At 34.6% G+C, this 18,154-nt stretch carries 17 protein-coding genes and 1 riboswitch; of the genes, 1 reads left to right on the plus strand and 16 read right to left on the minus strand.

Features of this window, described 5'->3' with window-relative positions:
• Window position 1: 1 nt before the first annotated feature.
• The 16 genes from mutL to D7D81_RS12935 all read right to left on the minus strand — a co-directional run bounded on the left by mutL (window position 2) and on the right by D7D81_RS12935 (window position 17,249).
• Window positions 2–1,879 carry a DNA mismatch repair endonuclease MutL gene (mutL, locus tag D7D81_RS12865; protein WP_125990503.1) on the minus strand — a complete coding sequence of 626 codons (1,878 nt, stop codon included), beginning with the start codon at window positions 1,877–1,879 and terminating at the stop codon, window positions 2–4.
• Window positions 1,866–4,511 carry a DNA mismatch repair protein MutS gene (gene mutS / locus D7D81_RS12870; protein WP_286169680.1) on the minus strand — a complete coding sequence of 882 codons (2,646 nt, stop codon included), beginning with the start codon at window positions 4,509–4,511 and terminating at the stop codon, window positions 1,866–1,868. The genes mutL and mutS overlap by 14 nt, the downstream gene beginning before the upstream one ends.
• Before the next feature lie 45 nt (window positions 4,512–4,556).
• Window positions 4,557–5,900: a tRNA (N6-isopentenyl adenosine(37)-C2)-methylthiotransferase MiaB gene (gene miaB, locus D7D81_RS12875; protein ID WP_286169682.1), complete on the minus strand. Its 1,344-nt coding sequence runs from the start codon at window positions 5,898–5,900 to the stop codon at window positions 4,557–4,559.
• A gap of 146 nt (window positions 5,901–6,046) precedes the next feature.
• Window positions 6,047–6,694, minus strand: a complete 648-nt coding sequence (locus D7D81_RS12880; protein ID WP_125990505.1) for a potassium channel family protein — start codon at window positions 6,692–6,694, stop codon at window positions 6,047–6,049.
• A gap of 29 nt (window positions 6,695–6,723) precedes the next feature.
• A complete protein-coding gene (locus tag D7D81_RS12885; protein WP_286169683.1) occupies window positions 6,724–8,049 on the minus strand; it encodes a TrkH family potassium uptake protein in 1,326 nt (441 codons plus the stop codon).
• A 61-nt stretch (window positions 8,050–8,110) separates the two neighbouring features.
• Entirely contained in the window at window positions 8,111–9,439 is a 1,329-nt protein-coding gene (locus D7D81_RS12890; RefSeq protein WP_125990506.1) for a TrkH family potassium uptake protein, read from the minus strand.
• Between the two features lie 3 nt (window positions 9,440–9,442).
• On the minus strand, window positions 9,443–9,523 hold the full coding sequence (locus D7D81_RS20390) for a hypothetical protein (protein ID WP_502700028.1): 81 nt from the start codon (window positions 9,521–9,523) through the stop codon (window positions 9,443–9,445).
• Window positions 9,524–9,560: 37 nt separating this feature from the next.
• Window positions 9,561–9,725: a rubredoxin gene (gene rd, locus D7D81_RS12895; protein WP_125990507.1), complete on the minus strand. Its 165-nt coding sequence runs from the start codon at window positions 9,723–9,725 to the stop codon at window positions 9,561–9,563.
• Window positions 9,726–9,853: 128 nt separating this feature from the next.
• Entirely contained in the window at window positions 9,854–10,504 is a 651-nt protein-coding gene (locus tag D7D81_RS12900; RefSeq protein WP_125990508.1) for a potassium channel family protein, read from the minus strand.
• 25 nt (window positions 10,505–10,529) lie between these two features.
• Entirely contained in the window at window positions 10,530–12,020 is a 1,491-nt protein-coding gene (locus D7D81_RS12905) for a TrkH family potassium uptake protein (RefSeq protein ID WP_125990509.1), read from the minus strand.
• Entirely contained in the window at window positions 12,020–12,694 is a 675-nt protein-coding gene (locus D7D81_RS12910; RefSeq protein WP_286169685.1) for a potassium channel family protein, read from the minus strand. The genes D7D81_RS12905 and D7D81_RS12910 overlap by 1 nt, the downstream gene beginning before the upstream one ends.
• Window positions 12,684–13,094, minus strand: a complete 411-nt coding sequence (locus D7D81_RS12915; protein ID WP_125990510.1) for a potassium channel family protein — start codon at window positions 13,092–13,094, stop codon at window positions 12,684–12,686. The genes D7D81_RS12910 and D7D81_RS12915 overlap by 11 nt, the downstream gene beginning before the upstream one ends.
• Window positions 13,095–13,781: a response regulator gene (locus tag D7D81_RS12920; RefSeq protein WP_125990511.1), complete on the minus strand. Its 687-nt coding sequence runs from the start codon at window positions 13,779–13,781 to the stop codon at window positions 13,095–13,097.
• Window positions 13,774–14,151 (minus strand): response regulator, encoded by a 378-nt coding sequence (locus D7D81_RS12925; RefSeq protein ID WP_125990512.1) that lies wholly within the window; start codon window positions 14,149–14,151, stop codon window positions 13,774–13,776. The genes D7D81_RS12920 and D7D81_RS12925 overlap by 8 nt, the downstream gene beginning before the upstream one ends.
• Window positions 14,152–14,415: 264 nt before the next feature.
• Complete coding sequence (locus D7D81_RS12930) at window positions 14,416–16,254, minus strand: ATP-binding protein (RefSeq protein ID WP_125990513.1); 1,839 nt, start codon at window positions 16,252–16,254, stop codon at window positions 14,416–14,418.
• A 155-nt stretch (window positions 16,255–16,409) separates the two neighbouring features.
• Window positions 16,410–16,537: riboswitch (cyclic di-AMP (ydaO/yuaA leader) on the minus strand.
• A gap of 70 nt (window positions 16,538–16,607) precedes the next feature.
• The gene (locus tag D7D81_RS12935; RefSeq protein ID WP_125990514.1) at window positions 16,608–17,249 is read right to left on the minus strand and encodes a cyclase family protein; all 642 of its coding nucleotides are present in this window, start codon (window positions 17,247–17,249) and stop codon (window positions 16,608–16,610) included.
• Between the two features lie 248 nt (window positions 17,250–17,497).
• On the opposite strand from D7D81_RS12935, the gene D7D81_RS12940 reads away from it, so the two are divergent.
• The gene (locus tag D7D81_RS12940) at window positions 17,498–18,148 is read left to right on the plus strand and encodes a DUF975 family protein (RefSeq protein ID WP_125990515.1); all 651 of its coding nucleotides are present in this window, start codon (window positions 17,498–17,500) and stop codon (window positions 18,146–18,148) included.
• Window positions 18,149–18,154 lie beyond the last annotated feature (6 nt).

Below are 18,154 nucleotides of genomic sequence, written 5' to 3' on the forward strand. Positions count from 1 at the left end.
CCTATTTACGCCCCAGACCCCTTTTTATATCATCTAAACTTATATTCACTATAATAGGTCTACCATGTGGGCAGCGGTAAGGGTTACTGGCCTTAATTAATCCCTTAATTAATTCATCAATTTCTTTTTCTGCCAGATGTTTACCGGCCTTAATAGCCCCACGGCAGGACATATATTTAATAACTTGATCCAGTAAGTCTGATTTATTACCCGTCTTTCCCTTTTTTAAAATACTATCTACTATTTCTTCGACAATCACTTTAATAGGTCTATTCTTTAGAAAGGAAGGAACTCCCTGAACAAGTATACTGTTACCACCAAAAAAATCAATATTAAACCCTAAGCGTTTTAAATCTGTTAAATATTTTTTAACAAGTTCAATCTCTTCTGCAGTAAAATCAATCCTGACAGGCAGTAATAAGGCCTGGGTATTTATTTGTTCATCAGCAAATTTATTTCTTATCTTTTCATAAAGAATACGTTCATGGGCATTATGTTGATCAATTATGATCAAACCATCACTACCTTCTGTTACCAGGTATGTATTATAGAGCTGTCCCAGAAAATTATTTATTACTAAATCATTATTATTATCTTTATCTATATTTTTATTAAAAGGCTTATTATTTTCTAAACTATCTTTTTCTTCACTTACTTTACATAGTTTTAGATTTTCCTTTACTGCAGTTTGTTTTCTATACTTGTTTAACCTGGGGGGCATGTCAGCAGTTTTTTCTTTATAATTATTCCTAATAAAATCCCCTTTAAAATTTTCTTGATATTCTTTAGATTCACTATCTTCAATACCCTGTTTAAGTTTATTATCATTTATTAGTGATAGTCTTTCTTTTTTAGGACTTAAATGCTTTTTCTTGATTTTAGGTATTAGGTCTTTTGTTTGCAAGGTCTTTGATATACCTTTTTTTAGCACATCCTTAATTATCCCGTCACGACTAAATTTAACCTCTCGTTTAGTAGGATGAACATTCACATCAATCAATATTTGATTTAAAACTACATTTAAAAATACTACTGGGTATTTCCTAGCTGGTAAAACTCCATGATAGGCTTCTTCAACACCCTGGCTAAGGGTTCTACTATTTACTACCCTCTTATTAACAAAAAAAACCTCATAGATACGTGAAGAACGGGAGATTGTCTGATTACCTATCAGACCAGTTAACCTGATATATCTATCCTCATAATCAATAGGGGTAAGATTACTGGCAATTTCACTACCGTAAAGTGTATAAACAGCATCAATTAATTTACCAGTACCAGGTGTTTTATACACTTCTTTATGATTATGTATTAATGTAAACTTAATATCTGGATAAGCCAGTGCTTCACGGGTTACTATCTTACTTATATGAGCAAACTCTGTATTAACCTTTTTAAGATATTTGTATCTGGCTGGTGTATTATAAAAAAGCCCTGTTACCTCTATATCTGTTCCAGCTGGAATACCTACTGGTACCTGCCCAAGAACTGAACCACCCTTTAATTCCATTTTGATACCCTGCAATTCACCAGCAGTCCTTGATTTTATTACAACATTACTAACCGATGAGATACTGGCCAGGGCCTCTCCCCTGAACCCAAGTGTCTTAATCGAATAGAGATCATTTATTTCTTCTATCTTACTGGTAGCATAACGAGAAAAGGCCAGCTCCATTTCATCAGCTGGAATACCACTGCCGTCATCTTTGACACGTATTTTTTCCCTGCCGCCTTCTTCAATCTCTATTAAAATATTTTTACTACCAGCGTCAATGGAATTTTCAAGTAGTTCTTTAACTACTGATGCCGGACGTTCCACTACTTCTCCAGCTGAAATTTGATTAGCAACTGATTCAGGCAATTGTTTAATTTTGGTCATTTATCTCCTTGACCTCCTGTTGTAACTCATAAAGAAAATTCAATGCCTCTAAGGGAGTTAAATTGATAATGTCTTTTTCTTTTATTTTTTTACAAATCAATTTATTACTTTCAAATAAAGAGAGTTGTTTTCTATCTATCTCTTGAACTGTATTATTTGAAATAAGCATATTTTCTTTATTAGTTTTAGTCAAATCTTCACCACTGACAGCAACTTCCTTTATTTCATTATCATTCTGTTCCAGCTGTTTTAATATCTGCCGGGCATTATTAATTAATTCATCAGGTAATCCTGCCAGTCTAGCTACCTCTATCCCATAACTTTCATTAGCCTTACCCTGAACAATCTTATGGAGGAAATGAACACCATTATTGTCTTCCTCCACAAGAACACTATAATTTTTAATCCCGTTAAATTCCTCTTCAAGCCTTGTTAATTCATGGTAATGGGTGGCAAATAGTGAACGGGCACCTATTTCCCGGGGGTCATTGATATACTGACTGACTGCCCAGGCAATACTAAGGCCGTCATAAGTACTGGTTCCCCTGCCGACCTCATCTAAAATAATCAGGCTTTTCTGTGAGGCATTATTAACTATATTGGCAACTTCATTCATCTCTACCATAAAGGTGCTCTGGCCAGTTGTCAGGTCATCACTGGCCCCTACTCTGGTAAATATCCTATCTACCAGACCTATTACTGCCTTACTGGCAGGCACAAAACTCCCTATCTGAGCCATAAGGACAATTAAAGCAACCTGTCTCATATAAGTAGACTTACCTGACATGTTGGGACCTGTAATTATCAAAAACCTATTTTCTTCATTATCAAGGATAGTATCATTGGGAACAAAATTCTCGTTAAGCATTTTCTCTACTACTGGATGCCGCCCCTGTTCTATGTTTATTTCATTACTATCATTTATGACCGGAGAAACATAATCATTCTCGATAGCGCTCAGGGCAAAAGAGCTTAATACATCTGCAGTTGCAATAATTCCTGCACTTTTTTTAATGCGCTGGATATTATCAGCAACCTTATCCCGTACTGAAACAAAAAGCCTGTATTCCAGGTCATTAATCTTATCTTCTGCCCCCAGAATCATTGCTTCCTTCTCTTTTAATTCAGGGGTAATATATCTCTCACTATTGGCCAGGGTCTGTTTGCGAGTATAATCATCAGGCACTTTGTCCAAATTTGCTTTAGTAACCTCAAGATAATAACCGAAAACCTTATTAAAACCAACCTTAAGTGAAGAAATACCAGTTCTTTCCCTCTCTGATTTCTGTAGATTAGTAATCCAATCTTTACCTTCACCACACATAGTTCTTAATTGGTCAAGTTCCTCATTAAAACCTTTTTCAATGATCCCACCTTCACGGACTGTAGTAGGTGGTTCTTCTACCAGGGCCTTTGTTAATAATTCACCAAGGTCATCCAGGGTATCAATTTCATCACATAAACCTGATAATAGATGGGAATCCTCAAATAGCGATAAGGCCTCAAAAATAAATGGTAGTTTTGTTAAGGAGTACCTTAAGGCAGTCAGATCCCTGGCATTTGCTGAACCATAGGTAACCTTTGTTAAGATACGTTCTAAATCATAGACACCATCCAGGGCATCCCTTAATTTTTGAAGGAAGATAAAATTATCCTTTAGTTCCTCTACCGCCTCTAATCTCCTATCAATTTCTTCTTTATTTATCAAGGGTTGATTGATCCATTTCCTGATCAACCTCCCTCCCATAGAAGTTACTGTTTTATCAAGTACATCCAGCAGACTACCGTTTTTACGGTGACTTCTAATAGTGGAAGTAAGTTCCAGATTTTTTCTAGTAGCAGTATCCAATACCATATAATTATTCAGAGTATACAATGATATTTTATCAAGGTGTTTAAGACTTCTCTTCTGAGTATTATTAATAAAATGAAGTATTTCCCCGGCGGCAGCAACTGCAGCCGGCATGTCTTCTATTCCAAAACCAATCAGTGACTGAATTTTAAAGTGTTTTTGCAAGATTTCATACGATTTTTTGAGATTAAATATTTCCCTTTTATTTATCAAAATTTTGTTTACCTGTTGATAGTTATTCAGAAATTCCCCATCTGCCAGATCTTCTTCTACTATGATCTCAGTCGGCCTTATCCGGTCAATTTCATCCCACAGCTTACTGCTCTGTGTTTTAAAAAGCTCTGTTACATAAAAATCACCAGTTGATATATCAATATAAGAAAAGCCAATAATATCTTCATAATAAACAGCCGCAGCCAGGAAATTGTTGTTTTTGTCTTCCAACATATCATTTTCAATAACTGTCCCAGGTGTGATAACACGTATAACATCCCTCTCAACTATACCACTGGCTTCATCAGGGTCTTCTATCTGCTCACAGATAGCAACTTTATAACCATTCTTAATTAGCTTAGCAATATAAGTATCTGCTGAGTGATAAGGGACACCAGCCATAGCTGCTTTTTCTCCACCACCCTTATTCCTGGCTGTTAAAGCAAGATCCAGTATCCGGGCAGCAATTTCGGCATCCTCAAAAAACATTTCGTAAAAATCACCCAGTCGATAAAAAAGTATTGAATCCTGATATTTCTTTTTAATAGATTTATATTGTTTCATCATAGGGGTTAATTCCGCCAAATTTAATCACCTCATATAAAAATAAAACTAAACACTAATAATTTCACCATATAGATTAAAACTCTTTACATCAGTTATCCTTACCCTAATAACTTTACCAATAATGTCTTTTCTCTTGGGAAATAATACTAATTTATTTTTCCTATCTCTACCACAAAACACCTCTGAATTATTCTTGCTTTCACCTTCAACCAGAACTTCAACTTCCTGGTTAAGTAAATCCCTGTTTATTTCTAAACTAATTTCATTCTGCAGTTCCATTAGCCTTGCCAGACGTTCTTTTTTTATCTCTTCAGCTATCTGATCTTCCATTTTAGCAGCAGGGGTACCTGTACGACTGGAATATATAAAAGTAAAAGCACTATCAAAACGTACTTCCTCAACCATATCGAGTGTATCCTGAAAATCCTCTTCACTTTCACCGGGGAAACCAACAATAAAATCGGTAGTAATACTGGCCTCAGGTATGGTCTGCCGGATCATCTTGATCAGGTCCAGATATTCCTCCCTGGTATATCCCCTGTTCATCTTCTTTAAAATCTGGTTGCTCCCCGATTGAATGGGCAAATGGAAATGTTCACATACCTTATCTGAGCTATTGATAACTTCAATTAATTCTGCATTAAAATCCCTGGGGTGTGAAGTCATATAACGAATACGCTCAATACCAGTTACTTTATCTATTTCTTCAAGTAGGGAAGCAAAATCTATGTTCCCAGCCAGGTCCTTACCATATGAATTCACATTTTGACCTAAAAGGGTTATTTCGATAACCCCATCTTCTGCTAATTGAGTAACTTCCTTTACTATGTCCTTTAGTGGTCTGCTTCTCTCCCGACCCCTGACATAGGGTACAATACAGTACGTACAAAAATTATTGCAGCCCTGAATAATTGAAACCCAGGCTTTTTTATCATCCTCTCTGCTAGACGGCAGGTCTGGAATTAGACCTTCTTCTTTATCCCAGACTTCAACAATACGTCCCCGTTCCTTCTCAATAGTACTAATTAGATCAGGGAGGTGATGAATATTATGTGTCCCAAAGATTAAATCAACCTGGGGGTATTTTTTATATAATTCCTCAACAGCCTCATTAGACTGCATCATACACCCCCCTACAGCAATAATAAGATCGGGGTCTTTATCTTTAAGCCGTTTTAGTGAACCAATCTTTCCATATACCTTTAATTCAGCATTTTCCCTTATTACACAGGTATTTAAAATTATAAGGTCAGCCTCTTCCATTTCCTCTGCCTGATGATAACCAATCTCTTCCAGCATACCACCCAGGAGTTCGGAGTCATGAACATTCATCTGGCAGCCATATGTTATGATAAAATAAGTCTTTGTTTCTTTCATTTCCTTCATCATATTCCTCCTGTATCTTACAATTACTACTTATTATTCTACCATTATTACTTACTTTATGCAATTTTATAGTTATTACAGGTAAGAAAAAGGCCATAATATATTAATTATGGTCTTTCAATAAATAATATTTATTATATAGATTATAGCTAATAATGTTTCAACTTATCAAGGTCATCATTTTTACCCATTACAACTAATACATCCCCCTCTAAGACTTTGTCATTGGCACCAGGGGTAATATTCAACTCTTCTCCACGTTTTATAGCCATAACATTAATATTAAATTGACTCCTTAATTTTAATTCAGCTAGTGTATTCCCCAACATATTAGGGGTAGCTATTATTTCTATTACACTATAATCAGGAGCAAACTCTATATAGTCAAGTACATTAGAAGATATTAGATTATGGGCAATTCTTACTCCCATATCTCGTTCAGGATAAACCACCCGGTCTGCACCAACTTTACTTAAAACCTTTCCATGGAGGGCATCCTGTGCCTTAACAACTACATAGGGAACACCTAGTTCCTTAAGAATAAGTGTGGATAGAATATTAGCATGTATATTATCACCTATACTTATTACAGCAACATCAAAATTGCGGACCCCCAGTGTTCTTAAAGCCTCTTCATCTGTAGCATCTGCTTCAACAGCATGGGTAACCTCATTAGCTATCTCCTGAACCCTTTCTCCATTTGAATCAATAGCCAGTACATTATAATCATTTTCAGCCAGTGTTTTGGCAACACTTAAACCAAACCTTCCTAAACCAACTACAATAAACTGTTTCATGAAAATCCCCCTCATCCCAGATATAATAATTATCCGATTAAGATATCTTCCGCTGGATATCTAATTTTCTTATATTCCCTTCTACCAAGAGCTACAGCCAGGGTTACAGGACCAACCCTACCAACAAACATAGTAAATATTATAAATAACTTGCCAATATTACTCAAACGAGCAGTAATTCCAGTAGATAACCCCACTGTCCCAAAAGCTGAAAAAACCTCAAAAATTATCTGAATAAAAGAAAACTTTTCTGTTGATGACAGCACAATTGTTACCACAGTAATTAATAAAAGTGAGATAACAACAACTGTTAAGGCTTTATAGATATCCTTATCTCTAAATCTTCGCCCAAAAGCCTCTATATCCTCTTTACCAACTGACATATTATAGATTACAATAAGTAGGGTGACTATAGTGGTTGTTTTAACACCCCCACCAGTGGAACCAGGTGAAGCACCAATAAACATGAATAATATTATTATAAAAAGTGTCACATCTCTTAATCTTTCAATTGGAATCGTATTAAAACCAGCTGTTCTAGGTGTTACCCCCTGAAAATATGAACCTAATAATTTACCCTTAAGACTTAAATTACCTATTGTAGCAGGGTTAGTATATTCCAGAAAAAAGAAAGAAAATGTACCAAGAATAATTAAAATCAATGAGGTGTTTAAGACAAGCCTACTATGTAAAGAAAGATTCTTTAGCCCTTTACTAAAGACCTCATCAATAACAATAAAACCAATCCCACCTATAATAAACAAAAAAGTAATAACTATATTTATATATGGTATATTAACAAAATCAAGCAAACTATTGCCGAAAAGATCAAAACCAGCATTGTTAAAGGCTGAAATAGCATGAAATACTGCAAAATAAACAGCCCGGGCAGAAGGCATTATCTTTTTAAAGTAAAGAAAAAGAAGCAAAGCCCCCAGGGCCTCAGTAGTAAAGGTTAATATTATGATATATTTACTTAAACTGATGGCCCCTGATATCTTATTATAATTCAAGTCTTCCATGATAATTAATCTTTCTCTTAAAGAAACCCTTTTACCAAAGATTAAAAATAACAAAGTAGTACTGGTCATAAAACCAAAACCACCAATTTGTATTAATAACATTATTACAGTTTGACCAAAACGGGTCCAGTGTTCCATAGTATTTAAAGTAATCAAACCAGTAACTGCTGTTGCTGAGGTTGCTGTAAAAAGGGCATCAATAAAGCTGGTTACTTCACCCTCAACTGTCGAAATCGGCAGTAATAAAAAGAACGTTCCTATTGAAATAACAAGTAAATAACCAAGTATTAAAAAGCGTCCTGATGATAATTTGCTTATTTTTATTTTAAACACCCCATTTTATTTATAATATACCCAAAAGGTGTTTTAAAATATAAATAAGCCCTGAGATTCTTTAACCCACCATTATTTTTTCCTTGGGATAATGATAAACCCCACTCCTTTTCCGTTCTGCAAAGGCAAGAGCCAGTGTAAGTGGACCTACCCTACCAGCAAACATGGTAATAGTTATCATTAACCTGCCAAATGATGATAAAGCCGATGTTATTCCGGTTGATAAACCAACTGTTCCAAAAGCAGAAACAGTTTCAAAAAAGACTGGTAAAAAATCCATTCCCTCACTAACAGTAAGAATCATCGTCACCAGTACAACCAGCATTAAGGATAAGATAGTAATTGAAAGGGCTTTAAATATTATTTCATTTTCTAACTGTCGTTTAAATATCTCAATATCCCTCTTACCAGTAATCATACTCCAAACTGTAATTAATAAAACACCAAAGGTAGTTGTCTTAATACCACCACCGGTAGAACCAGGTGAAGCACCAATAAACATAAGGACTATTACCAAAAAGAGTGTTGAACTCTTCAAAGAACCGGTTGGAATTGTATTAAAGCCAGCAGTTCTGGGAGTTACCGATAAGAATAAAGCAGATAATGTCTTTTCACCAAAAGATAGATTTCCCATTGTTAACTCATTATTATACTCCAGGGCCAGAAAACTAATAAACCCCACAATAATTAAAATCAAGGAAATAGTAATAACAATCTTTGTCTGCAGACTAGTCTTTTTTATATCACGTTTATTATAAAGCTCAGCCAAAACTGCAAACCCTAAACCACCAAGTATGATCAAGAAAATAACAGCTAGGTTTATAAAAATATCACCGGTAAAACCTTCCAGGCTATTACCAAAAAGGTCAAAACCAGCATTATTAAAAGCTGAAATAGCATGAAATATTGCATAATAAAAAGCTTTCCAGAAAGAATAATCTTTTAAAAGGCGCAGAAACAATATTAAGGCTCCAATACCCTCAATAACAAAGGTAACTATCAACACATACCTTACTAAAGCAACCAGACCCGATATTTTAAATTGGTTTAAGTCTTCCTGGATAAGCAGTCTTTCTTTTAAACTTATCTTTTTACCAATAATAAAGGCTACCATTGTTGACATAGTCATTAGACCAAGGCCACCTATTTGAATTAAAATCATAATTACTAACTGACCAAAGACAGTAAAAGCTGTACTAGTATTTACTACTATTAGACCTGTCACACAGGTAGCTGAAGTAGCTGTAAAAAGAGCAGATATAATATCAAGCCCACCACTCTGGGTTGTTGCAGCCGGTATCATTAAAAGAATCGTCCCTGTTATAATTACTGCTAAATAACCCAGTACAAGCAGCTGGGCCGGGGTATAATCATGATTATTGGTAAACATATCTTATAACATCTCCCCTTCTTTTTTCCGAGCAACTATTATGCTGCTTATTATACTACAAGAAATAAATAAAGTAAAGAAAATAGAAAAACCGGGATTTTACTCCCGGTTTGGTAAATGATTAATCATCATACGGCTCAAACATATCTTTGCCAACACCACACTCAGGACAGACCCAATCTTCAGGGAGGTCATCAAAAGATGTGCCTGCTTCAATCCCATTATCCGGATCCCCTTCTGCCGGGTCATAAATATACATACAGACTGTACATTGATATTTTGGCATATTGTCATCTCCTTTCCTGGTTTTTATGTAATAATAACTTAACAGTAATTGTTACTGATTTTTAGTATAACATATCAAACTGTTTTGTCAAGGAGTAAGCAAAGGAGTAATAAAGGATTAACCACCCTTTATATAGAATTTTGTAACTCTTTCAGGTCATTATTACTGCCAAAGACAACCATAATATCACCTGAAGAAAAAGAAATATCATTTCTCACACTTATATTTATTTCTCCTTTACGCTTAATAGCTACAAGATTAAGATTATATTGAGACCCTATTTTCAATTCTGCTAGATTTTTGCCGACCATATTTGCTGTTACAGGGAGTTCAATAATACTATAATTAGGTGAAAACTCCAGATAGTCCATCACATTAGAAGAAATAAGATTATGGGCAATTCTTACTCCCATATCTCTTTCAGGATAAATAATCCGGTCTGCACCAACCTTACTCAATAGATTACCATGCAAATTATCCTGGGCCTTGACAATAACATAGGAAACCCCCAGTTCCTTTAACAATAGTGTAGTAAGTACATTGGCGTGAATATTATTACCAATACTTACTACTGCTAGATCAAAATTTCTTACACCAAGTGTTTTTAATACTTCTTCATCTGTAGCATCTGCTTCAACAGCATGGGTAACTGTATTAGCCAATTCCTGTACTTTCTCCTTATTTTTATCAATTGCCAGGACATTATAGCCTTTATCAACTAAGGTTTTAGCTACACTAGCACCGAAATTACCTAGTCCTATCACAATATACTGTTTCATCTCAACATATCCTCCCCAAACAACTTTAGCCAGTTATTTTTTTCTTAAAGTAATATTTGCTGTCTCTGATTAACTTAGTAAAAGCGAAAATAATCACTAAAAATTCCAATCTCCCCAGCATCATGCCAAATATTTCTGTCCATAAGATTAACCCAGAAGCATCAGGACCAGTAATTCCTATCGAAAGACCAACTGTTCCCAGGGCTGATGCGAATTCAAATAAACTATCCCTGAAGCTGTAACCTGAAGCCAGAAAAATTAAAACACCAGATAGGTAAGTAAATAAATATAGAATAATATAGTTGGCAATCTCTCGTATATTTTTATCTTTGATATATAATTTATCTTCCCCACGCCAGACATAATCCTCATTGACTCTATTTTCAGGAAGAAAATGCTGTTTAATCTCCCAGTAAATCGATTTTAAAATGATATATATTCTAAACTGTTTAATACCACCTGCTGTTGAGCCTGTTCCACCACCAATCAACATAAATATTATAACAAAAAAATTAGCAAAAATAGGCCAAAATACAAAGTCAATAGTGGAAAACCCGGTAGTTGATAAGGCAGATACCATCTGAAAAATTGCATCACGAAAACTGGAACTAAGCTCTGTATAAAGACCATTTAAACCTATAAAAACCACTAAAGGAATTGATATAATTAATAAGAATCCCATTAATCTTATTTCACCATTACGAAAGAAAGTTTTAAATTTGCCCTGTAATAAGGCATAATGGGTAGCAAAGTTAATCGTTCCCAGAAACATTAGAATAATCGTTACCAGTTCAATAGGCACACTATTCCAATGACCTATACTGGCCTGAACTGTTGAGAAACCGCCTGTAGAAATAGCTGCAATGGAATGATTGATAGCATCAAATAATCCCATACCAATTAGATAATATAAAAGAACACCTGCACCTATATAGGCAAGATATATCTTCATAATCATCTGGGTAGAGCGCTGTACATGGGGTAATAGTTGATCTGACCTGGCTTCAGCCATATACAATCCCATACCCTGCATTGGTAATATTGAGGATAGAGCAATAACCGCTAATCCTGCCCCACCCATTAACTGCATAATACTCCGCCATAACAAATAAATTGCCGGGGTTTTTGCTACATTCATAACTGATAAACCAGTTGTTGTCCAACCACTTACTACTTCAAAAATAGAATGCGTCCAGGACATTTTAAGTCCCCAGATAAAAGGGAGAGCAGAAAAAATAAGAGCAATAAACCAGGAAAGCAGTACTATTATTCCTCCCTCTTTGAGGGTAAGTGAAACAGTTTCCCCCCCTGCCCCAGCTTTATAATACATAAAACCCCCTACAAGCAAAGAAATTAGAGCAGCAAATAAAAAGTATGGTAAATAAACATAATCCCCAGGATAAAATAGCAATGATAAGAGAGGTAATAGTAAAACCCCTCCTACAATCATAACGATTAAACCAGTATATTTGATGATTAGTCTATAACGGTATTTTAGTAAAGAAGTATAGTCCATTAAATCTCACCACCTAATACTCTAATTGCTGTTGCTTGATCCTCTGGGAGTGAGATAATCAATATCTTATCACCTTCTTTGATTACAGTCCCCCCTCGGGGAATAATAATTTCCCCATCACGAATTATACCACCTAAGACAATACTTAATGGTAAATCTATATCTTTTAGTGTCTTACCTATTGAAGGTGCATCCCCCTGAATAATAAACTGGGTAATACTTAGTTTACCATCTTCCAGGGTTATCAAATTACTGATATTTTCCACAGCCACATTCTGTTCAATCAAAGAACTTAATAATTGTGTTGTATTAAAAATAGCATCTACACCCAGTTTTTTAAAGAGATATTCATTAGCTGGATTACTAACAAGGGCTGTAGTTCTTTTGATTCCAAAATACTCCTTAGCCATTTTGCAGATAAATAGATTATCCTGGTCTTTTTGTGTCAAGGAAACCAATATATCTGTCTGATAAGCACCGGCATCTTCCAGAACATTTGGATCAGACCCCTCCCCACAAATTACTTCCACAGATAATTGTCTGGATAATTGAAGTGAGTAATCCCTGTCTTTATTTATAATATTAACAAAATGCCCCTTGGACATTAAATTTTTAGCAAGGTGGTATATTAATTTACCACCACCTATTAACATTATCTGCATTTTATATTTCATCCCCCTCTACCCTGGCTGCAAACTCATCTACCAGGAGTGATAAAGGTGATAGGGTCATAACTGCTGGGTCTTTCTTAAAAAGTCTTACTTTTTCGGGGTCAACCACCCTGACCAATACCCCCGGTACCTCAAAAACAAACCTGACAAGTTGTGTTACCATATAATTAACCTTATCATTACCAGTAGTTATAACTACCTTATCTGCCTGTTCTATTTTAGCATATTTTAGGACTTCCTGTTCCAGGGCATCACCCTCTACCTTGAATCCTGAAAAAGCAATTGGTAATTTAGCAAATTGTTCAGCATCCCGGTCAATAATTACTACATCATGTCCCCGCTCTGATAATAGGCCTGCAAGTTTAGAACCTGTTCTACCGGAACCAATTACAACAATATACATCTATTCCTCATCCCCAAGATCCATTTGATTAATATCTGGTTTACTTGTCATCTCACTGGCCCTCTGAAGATTATCATTGGCAGGTCGATAAGAAGGGTCTAAAGCCAGTGCAGCCCGGTACATTTTCATAGCCTTAGCCTGCTGATTCTTTAATTCATATATAATCCCCAGGAGATTAAAAGACTCGGGTTTTTCTGAATCAGTAGAATGGGCTTTTTTTAATAACTCAATAGCCTCATTAAAATTCTTTTTATTAATTTCAGCCTTCGCCAAATTTAAAATATCCTCATAATTAATGGCCTCTCTACCACTGTTTTCTAAGCGATATCTTTCAAAAACATGGTCAACAACCTCTAATATTTCCTGGGGTTTAAATGGTTTCCTTAAATAATCCACTGCACCTAGTTTCATCGTTTCAACTGCTGTCTCTACATTGCCAAAACCAGTAATCATTATCACCCTACTCTGATAATCCATATTATTGATTTCTTCTAAAAATTCCAAGCCATCCATACCAGGCATTTTCATATCAAGTAAAATTACTGCATATCTATCTTTCTTAATTTTTTCTATCCCATCTTCACCATTTAAGGCAGTTTCAACCTCATATCCTGCCCTGGAAAGTGCTTTTTCCAATGTTAACCTGATATTTTTTTCATCATCAATAATCAGTACATTTTTATTCATCTACATTTCCTCCTCCAAGGTTCTTTTCAACTACAGCCAACAAATCTTTCTGTTTAATTGGTTTTATCAAATAATCATTGACACCTAGTGACTTAGCCCTTTCTATATCCTTTTCTTCTGCCTTTGCAGAAATAAAGACCACTGGAATCTCGTTTGTTTGAGGGTCATCTTTTAAAGCCTCTAAAACCAGAAAACCATTCATCTTAGGCATTAAAATATCTAATAAAATCAGGTCTGGTTTCTCAATCTGGGCTATTTCAAGTGCAGTGAGACCATCCCTGGATACTAAAACTTGGTAACCTGCTTTTTCCAGGCTCATTTTTAATACTAATACAATATTCTTGGCATCATCTGCCAATAAAATCCTCATATTACTCCTCCCAATTAACTTATTCTCAAAATACTATTACCCCTTTCACTCATAGTATGCAAAGTAAGAAGCGCTTTCATAATAGACCTTTTGCATAATTGAATTGTTGACCAGCCGATTAAAACGGAGCAAGATTTAGTATGGTTAATTACGAAAAAGGCTGTTTTTCTGTTTGACCGTAGGGAGTTTAAAACAGCCCGTAATTGGCCAATATTAAATCCGTAGCGGAGTTTTTGGATGGCAACAATCAATTATACAAGACGCTTAATCAGATAAGTGACGATAGCGAGGTAAGGTAAATACGAATTTGGAGCCCTTTCCTTCTTTTCCTTCAACCCAGATCTGACCATTATGGGCTTCGATAATTTCTTTAGATATGGCCAGCCCCAGTCCAGTTCCACTATTTTCATCCTGGTTATTACTGGCCCTGACAAATTTATCAAAAATCTTATCATGGTATTCTTCTGCTATCCCCACACCTGTATCTTCTACATAGATCTTAATCTGTCTCCCCTCTAAAAAAGAACCTACTTCAATACTTCCATCTTCAGGTGTATAGCGCAGAGCATTCCCTATTAAGTTTGAGATTACCCAGCTAATTTTATTTGGATCAGCCCAAGCATATGTGTTTTCAGCCACCTCTCCTCTTACTAACTTGACCCCTTTATCTTCTGCCTGTGGGGTGAAGGGTTTCATTGTAGTTTCAATTACTTTCTTGACATTTGTTTTATCAAATTCCATTTTTATTTTACCAGACTCAATTTTAGAAAGATCTAGTAAATCATTAACCAAGTCATTGAGTCTCTCACAATCTTCAAAAGCAGCTTCCAGGAGTTGACGTTGATCATCATTGATTGAACCTGTATCTTCTTCCAGTAAAAGACTTAAGCCCATATTCATTGAAGTTAAAGGAGTTCTAAACTCATGGGAAACAGTTGAAACAAATTCTGATTTCATTTCATCTATCTTCTTAAGTTTTGTTACATCTTCCATCAGGGTTACAGTAAACCATATCTTACCATCTTTCCTTACCTTATTACTGGAAACATTGTAATGTCTTTCTTTATTTTTTTTCTTAATAAATAGAGTCTTATTGTTATTTTCCTGATTATCTATCTCATTTCTTATTAGTTCAAATAATTCCTCATTTTTGATAACCTCAAGAAAATGATAATTATCAATGACTTCTAAATTAATATCAAATAATTTTTTAGCAGCTTCATTTAATAATAAAACCCTGTTTTCATCATCAGTAACAATAATTGGACTACAAATATTATTTACTATTATCTCTGATTTTTCTTTTTCAGCAATTAATTTATTAATATTTATTTTTTCATAGTCCTGTAAACGGTCGATCATTTTATTGAATTCAACTGCCAACTGACCGATTTCATCATTACTGTAGACCTCTATTTTTTGTTCAAAATTTTTCTCTGCTATATTTTGAATAGCACCCTTTAGTTTATTAACCGGCTTTAAAATTTGATTTGATAAATATAAGCCAAAGACTATGGCCAGCAATATTGCTATTAGAGAAATGACACTTGTTGATATCACAGCACCCTCTGCCCGGTTATCAGCCTGTTCCTGGGCACTGATCATTTGTTTTTGATTCAGATGGCGCAGGTCACGAATCTCCTGTTTGATAGTTTCAAAAAGGGGTAACATCTCTCCATTATAATATTCCCATCTTATTTCCATTGGGTGGTGATAGAACTCATCAAATCCATTAATATAATGAGAATAACTAGAACTAATCTTTTCCAGAATTTCTGCTTCCCCTTTAATAGTAATATTATCTTCAGCCCTAGCTAGCCATCTATAAAACTCTTGTTCATTCTGACGAAATATTTTTCTACCACTCTCTTCAGTAGAACCATTTATCATAACCAGGATAGCACTATCCTGCCGTTCAATAGACTCTACCATGCTTTCACTGGCTTTTATACTCTGATAATTTTCCACCATGATATTATTTATAGCATCTGAAAGATTTGTGAAGTTGATTATCGACCAGAAAGTGACTATTACTAATATAAATGCAACCAGTAAATAACCAATAAAAATTTTCGTTTTTAATCCCTTTAATTTCCTTAACATAAATAACCACTCCTACACCTGAAAGGTCAACGCTAGATTTGATACTTATTATTCCTAATCAAAAAATAAATTTACGCTTAAATACAAAAAAACCACTACAGATATAACTGAAGTGGTTTTTATACTCTTAAAACTAAATAAATTATGTATCTCAGTTATCTGCCTTTTATTGTCGACGAGGTTAGCTGACGGGCTAGGAGTAAAAGGTCTCCCTTCAAAAGAATTAGCCCCCATTGATTGGGTCCCCCGTTTCCATAAAAATGGAATTAGACCAAGATAGATTATTCAATTGTTGATTATTATTAAACCATAGATAAATATAAATGTCAAGATTTTTTTATAGAAACCTCCGTTTAAACATTTTCTATAGCAACAGCCCTGACCGGTGAACCATCTGCTTTTATAACCTTAAGAGGCATAACACTTAAAATGAAGTATTTGCTTTTTATTGAATCTAAATTACTTAGATTCTCGATAATTAAAGTCTCCTCTGCTAACAATATCTTATGGTTAGCAAATGTTTGAGAATTGATACTATCAATTGAAATTGCATCAATTCCTATTCCCTTTAAATTAAATTGTTTAAGCCACCTGGCTGATTCTTCACTTAAATAAGGGAATTCTCCATAATATTTTTCATCACCCCAGTATTTTGACCAGCCAGTTTTAATAATGACAAAATCGCTTTCTGTTAATTCTCTGTTATAAGCAGCTAAATAATCCACTTCAATTAAAGGTGTTTTTTGTTCTATATAGCTTATTATAGTGGCTTTCCCCATATACTTATCTACCGTAAATTCATCCAGAAACAAACCGCCTTCCAGCATATGTGCGGGGGCATCAACATGTGTTCCAGTATGTGAACTTATCTTTAACAGTGATTCCCTATATCCATCAGTTTTATATTTTTTCATTCTGTCTATCACTGCTTGTATACTACCTGGAAAAACTGGTATATCTTCATCAATAGTATGTGTTAAATCAGTAACCTTCATTTTGCACACTCTCCTTTTTTATTTATTATTATCATTCTATAATTAAAACAAATAATCCTGCATTAAAGCAATATGTATACAATAATAATTTCCTCAGTCCTTTCACTTATTTAATTTTGCTGTACTAGTTATTTTGTCCTATATTATAGCTAATTAAAGGATTTATTGATCCTTTATCGAATATAATTTAGAGTAATTTTTAATAAGATTTATATTAAAAAATCAATTATTTATTAGGAGGTAATTTTATGCAAGTTAGTAATTCAATTAAAAGCAGTAATGAATTGAGAGCAATTTCAAGAAATCAATTAAAAGGTCACTGGGGTACTGCTGTTTTATTATGTCTAGTTTTTATGATCCTAACTACTCTAGCAGGAACTGTACCAGCTATTGGAATGATTGTAAATCTATTAGTTAGTGGACCTTTACTTCTGGGGTATGTTAGCTGTTTTCTAAAACTTATCAGAAAGGAGCCTTTCCGTTTTGAAAACTTATTTGATGGTTTTTCAAATTTTAAATCAGCATTTTTAGCATATTTACTAATGACAATATTTACAGTCCTCTGGACTCTCCTCTTTCTAATACCGGGAATTATCGCTATACTTAGGTATTCAATGACTTTTTATATACTACATGATCACCCTAATATAGGGGCCTTAGAGGCAATTAGAACCAGTAAGGAAATGATGATAGGTTATAAGTGGAAATTATTCTGTCTGTTTTTGAGTTTTTGGGGATGGATTATATTGAGTATCTTGACCCTGGGTATAGGTTTTTTATGGCTGACACCTTACATACAAACAGCTATTACTAATTTCTACCAGGAATTAAAAAGTACTCAAGCCAATTTACTGGAATCAAAATCACAGGAAAAAGATACAGTAACAGTAAATACATAATAATCA

Origin of the sequence: Halocella sp. SP3-1, from assembly GCF_003953885.1 — a bacterium.
GTDB classification, from domain to species: Bacteria; Bacillota; Halanaerobiia; order Halanaerobiales; family DTU029; genus Iocasia; species Iocasia fonsfrigidae.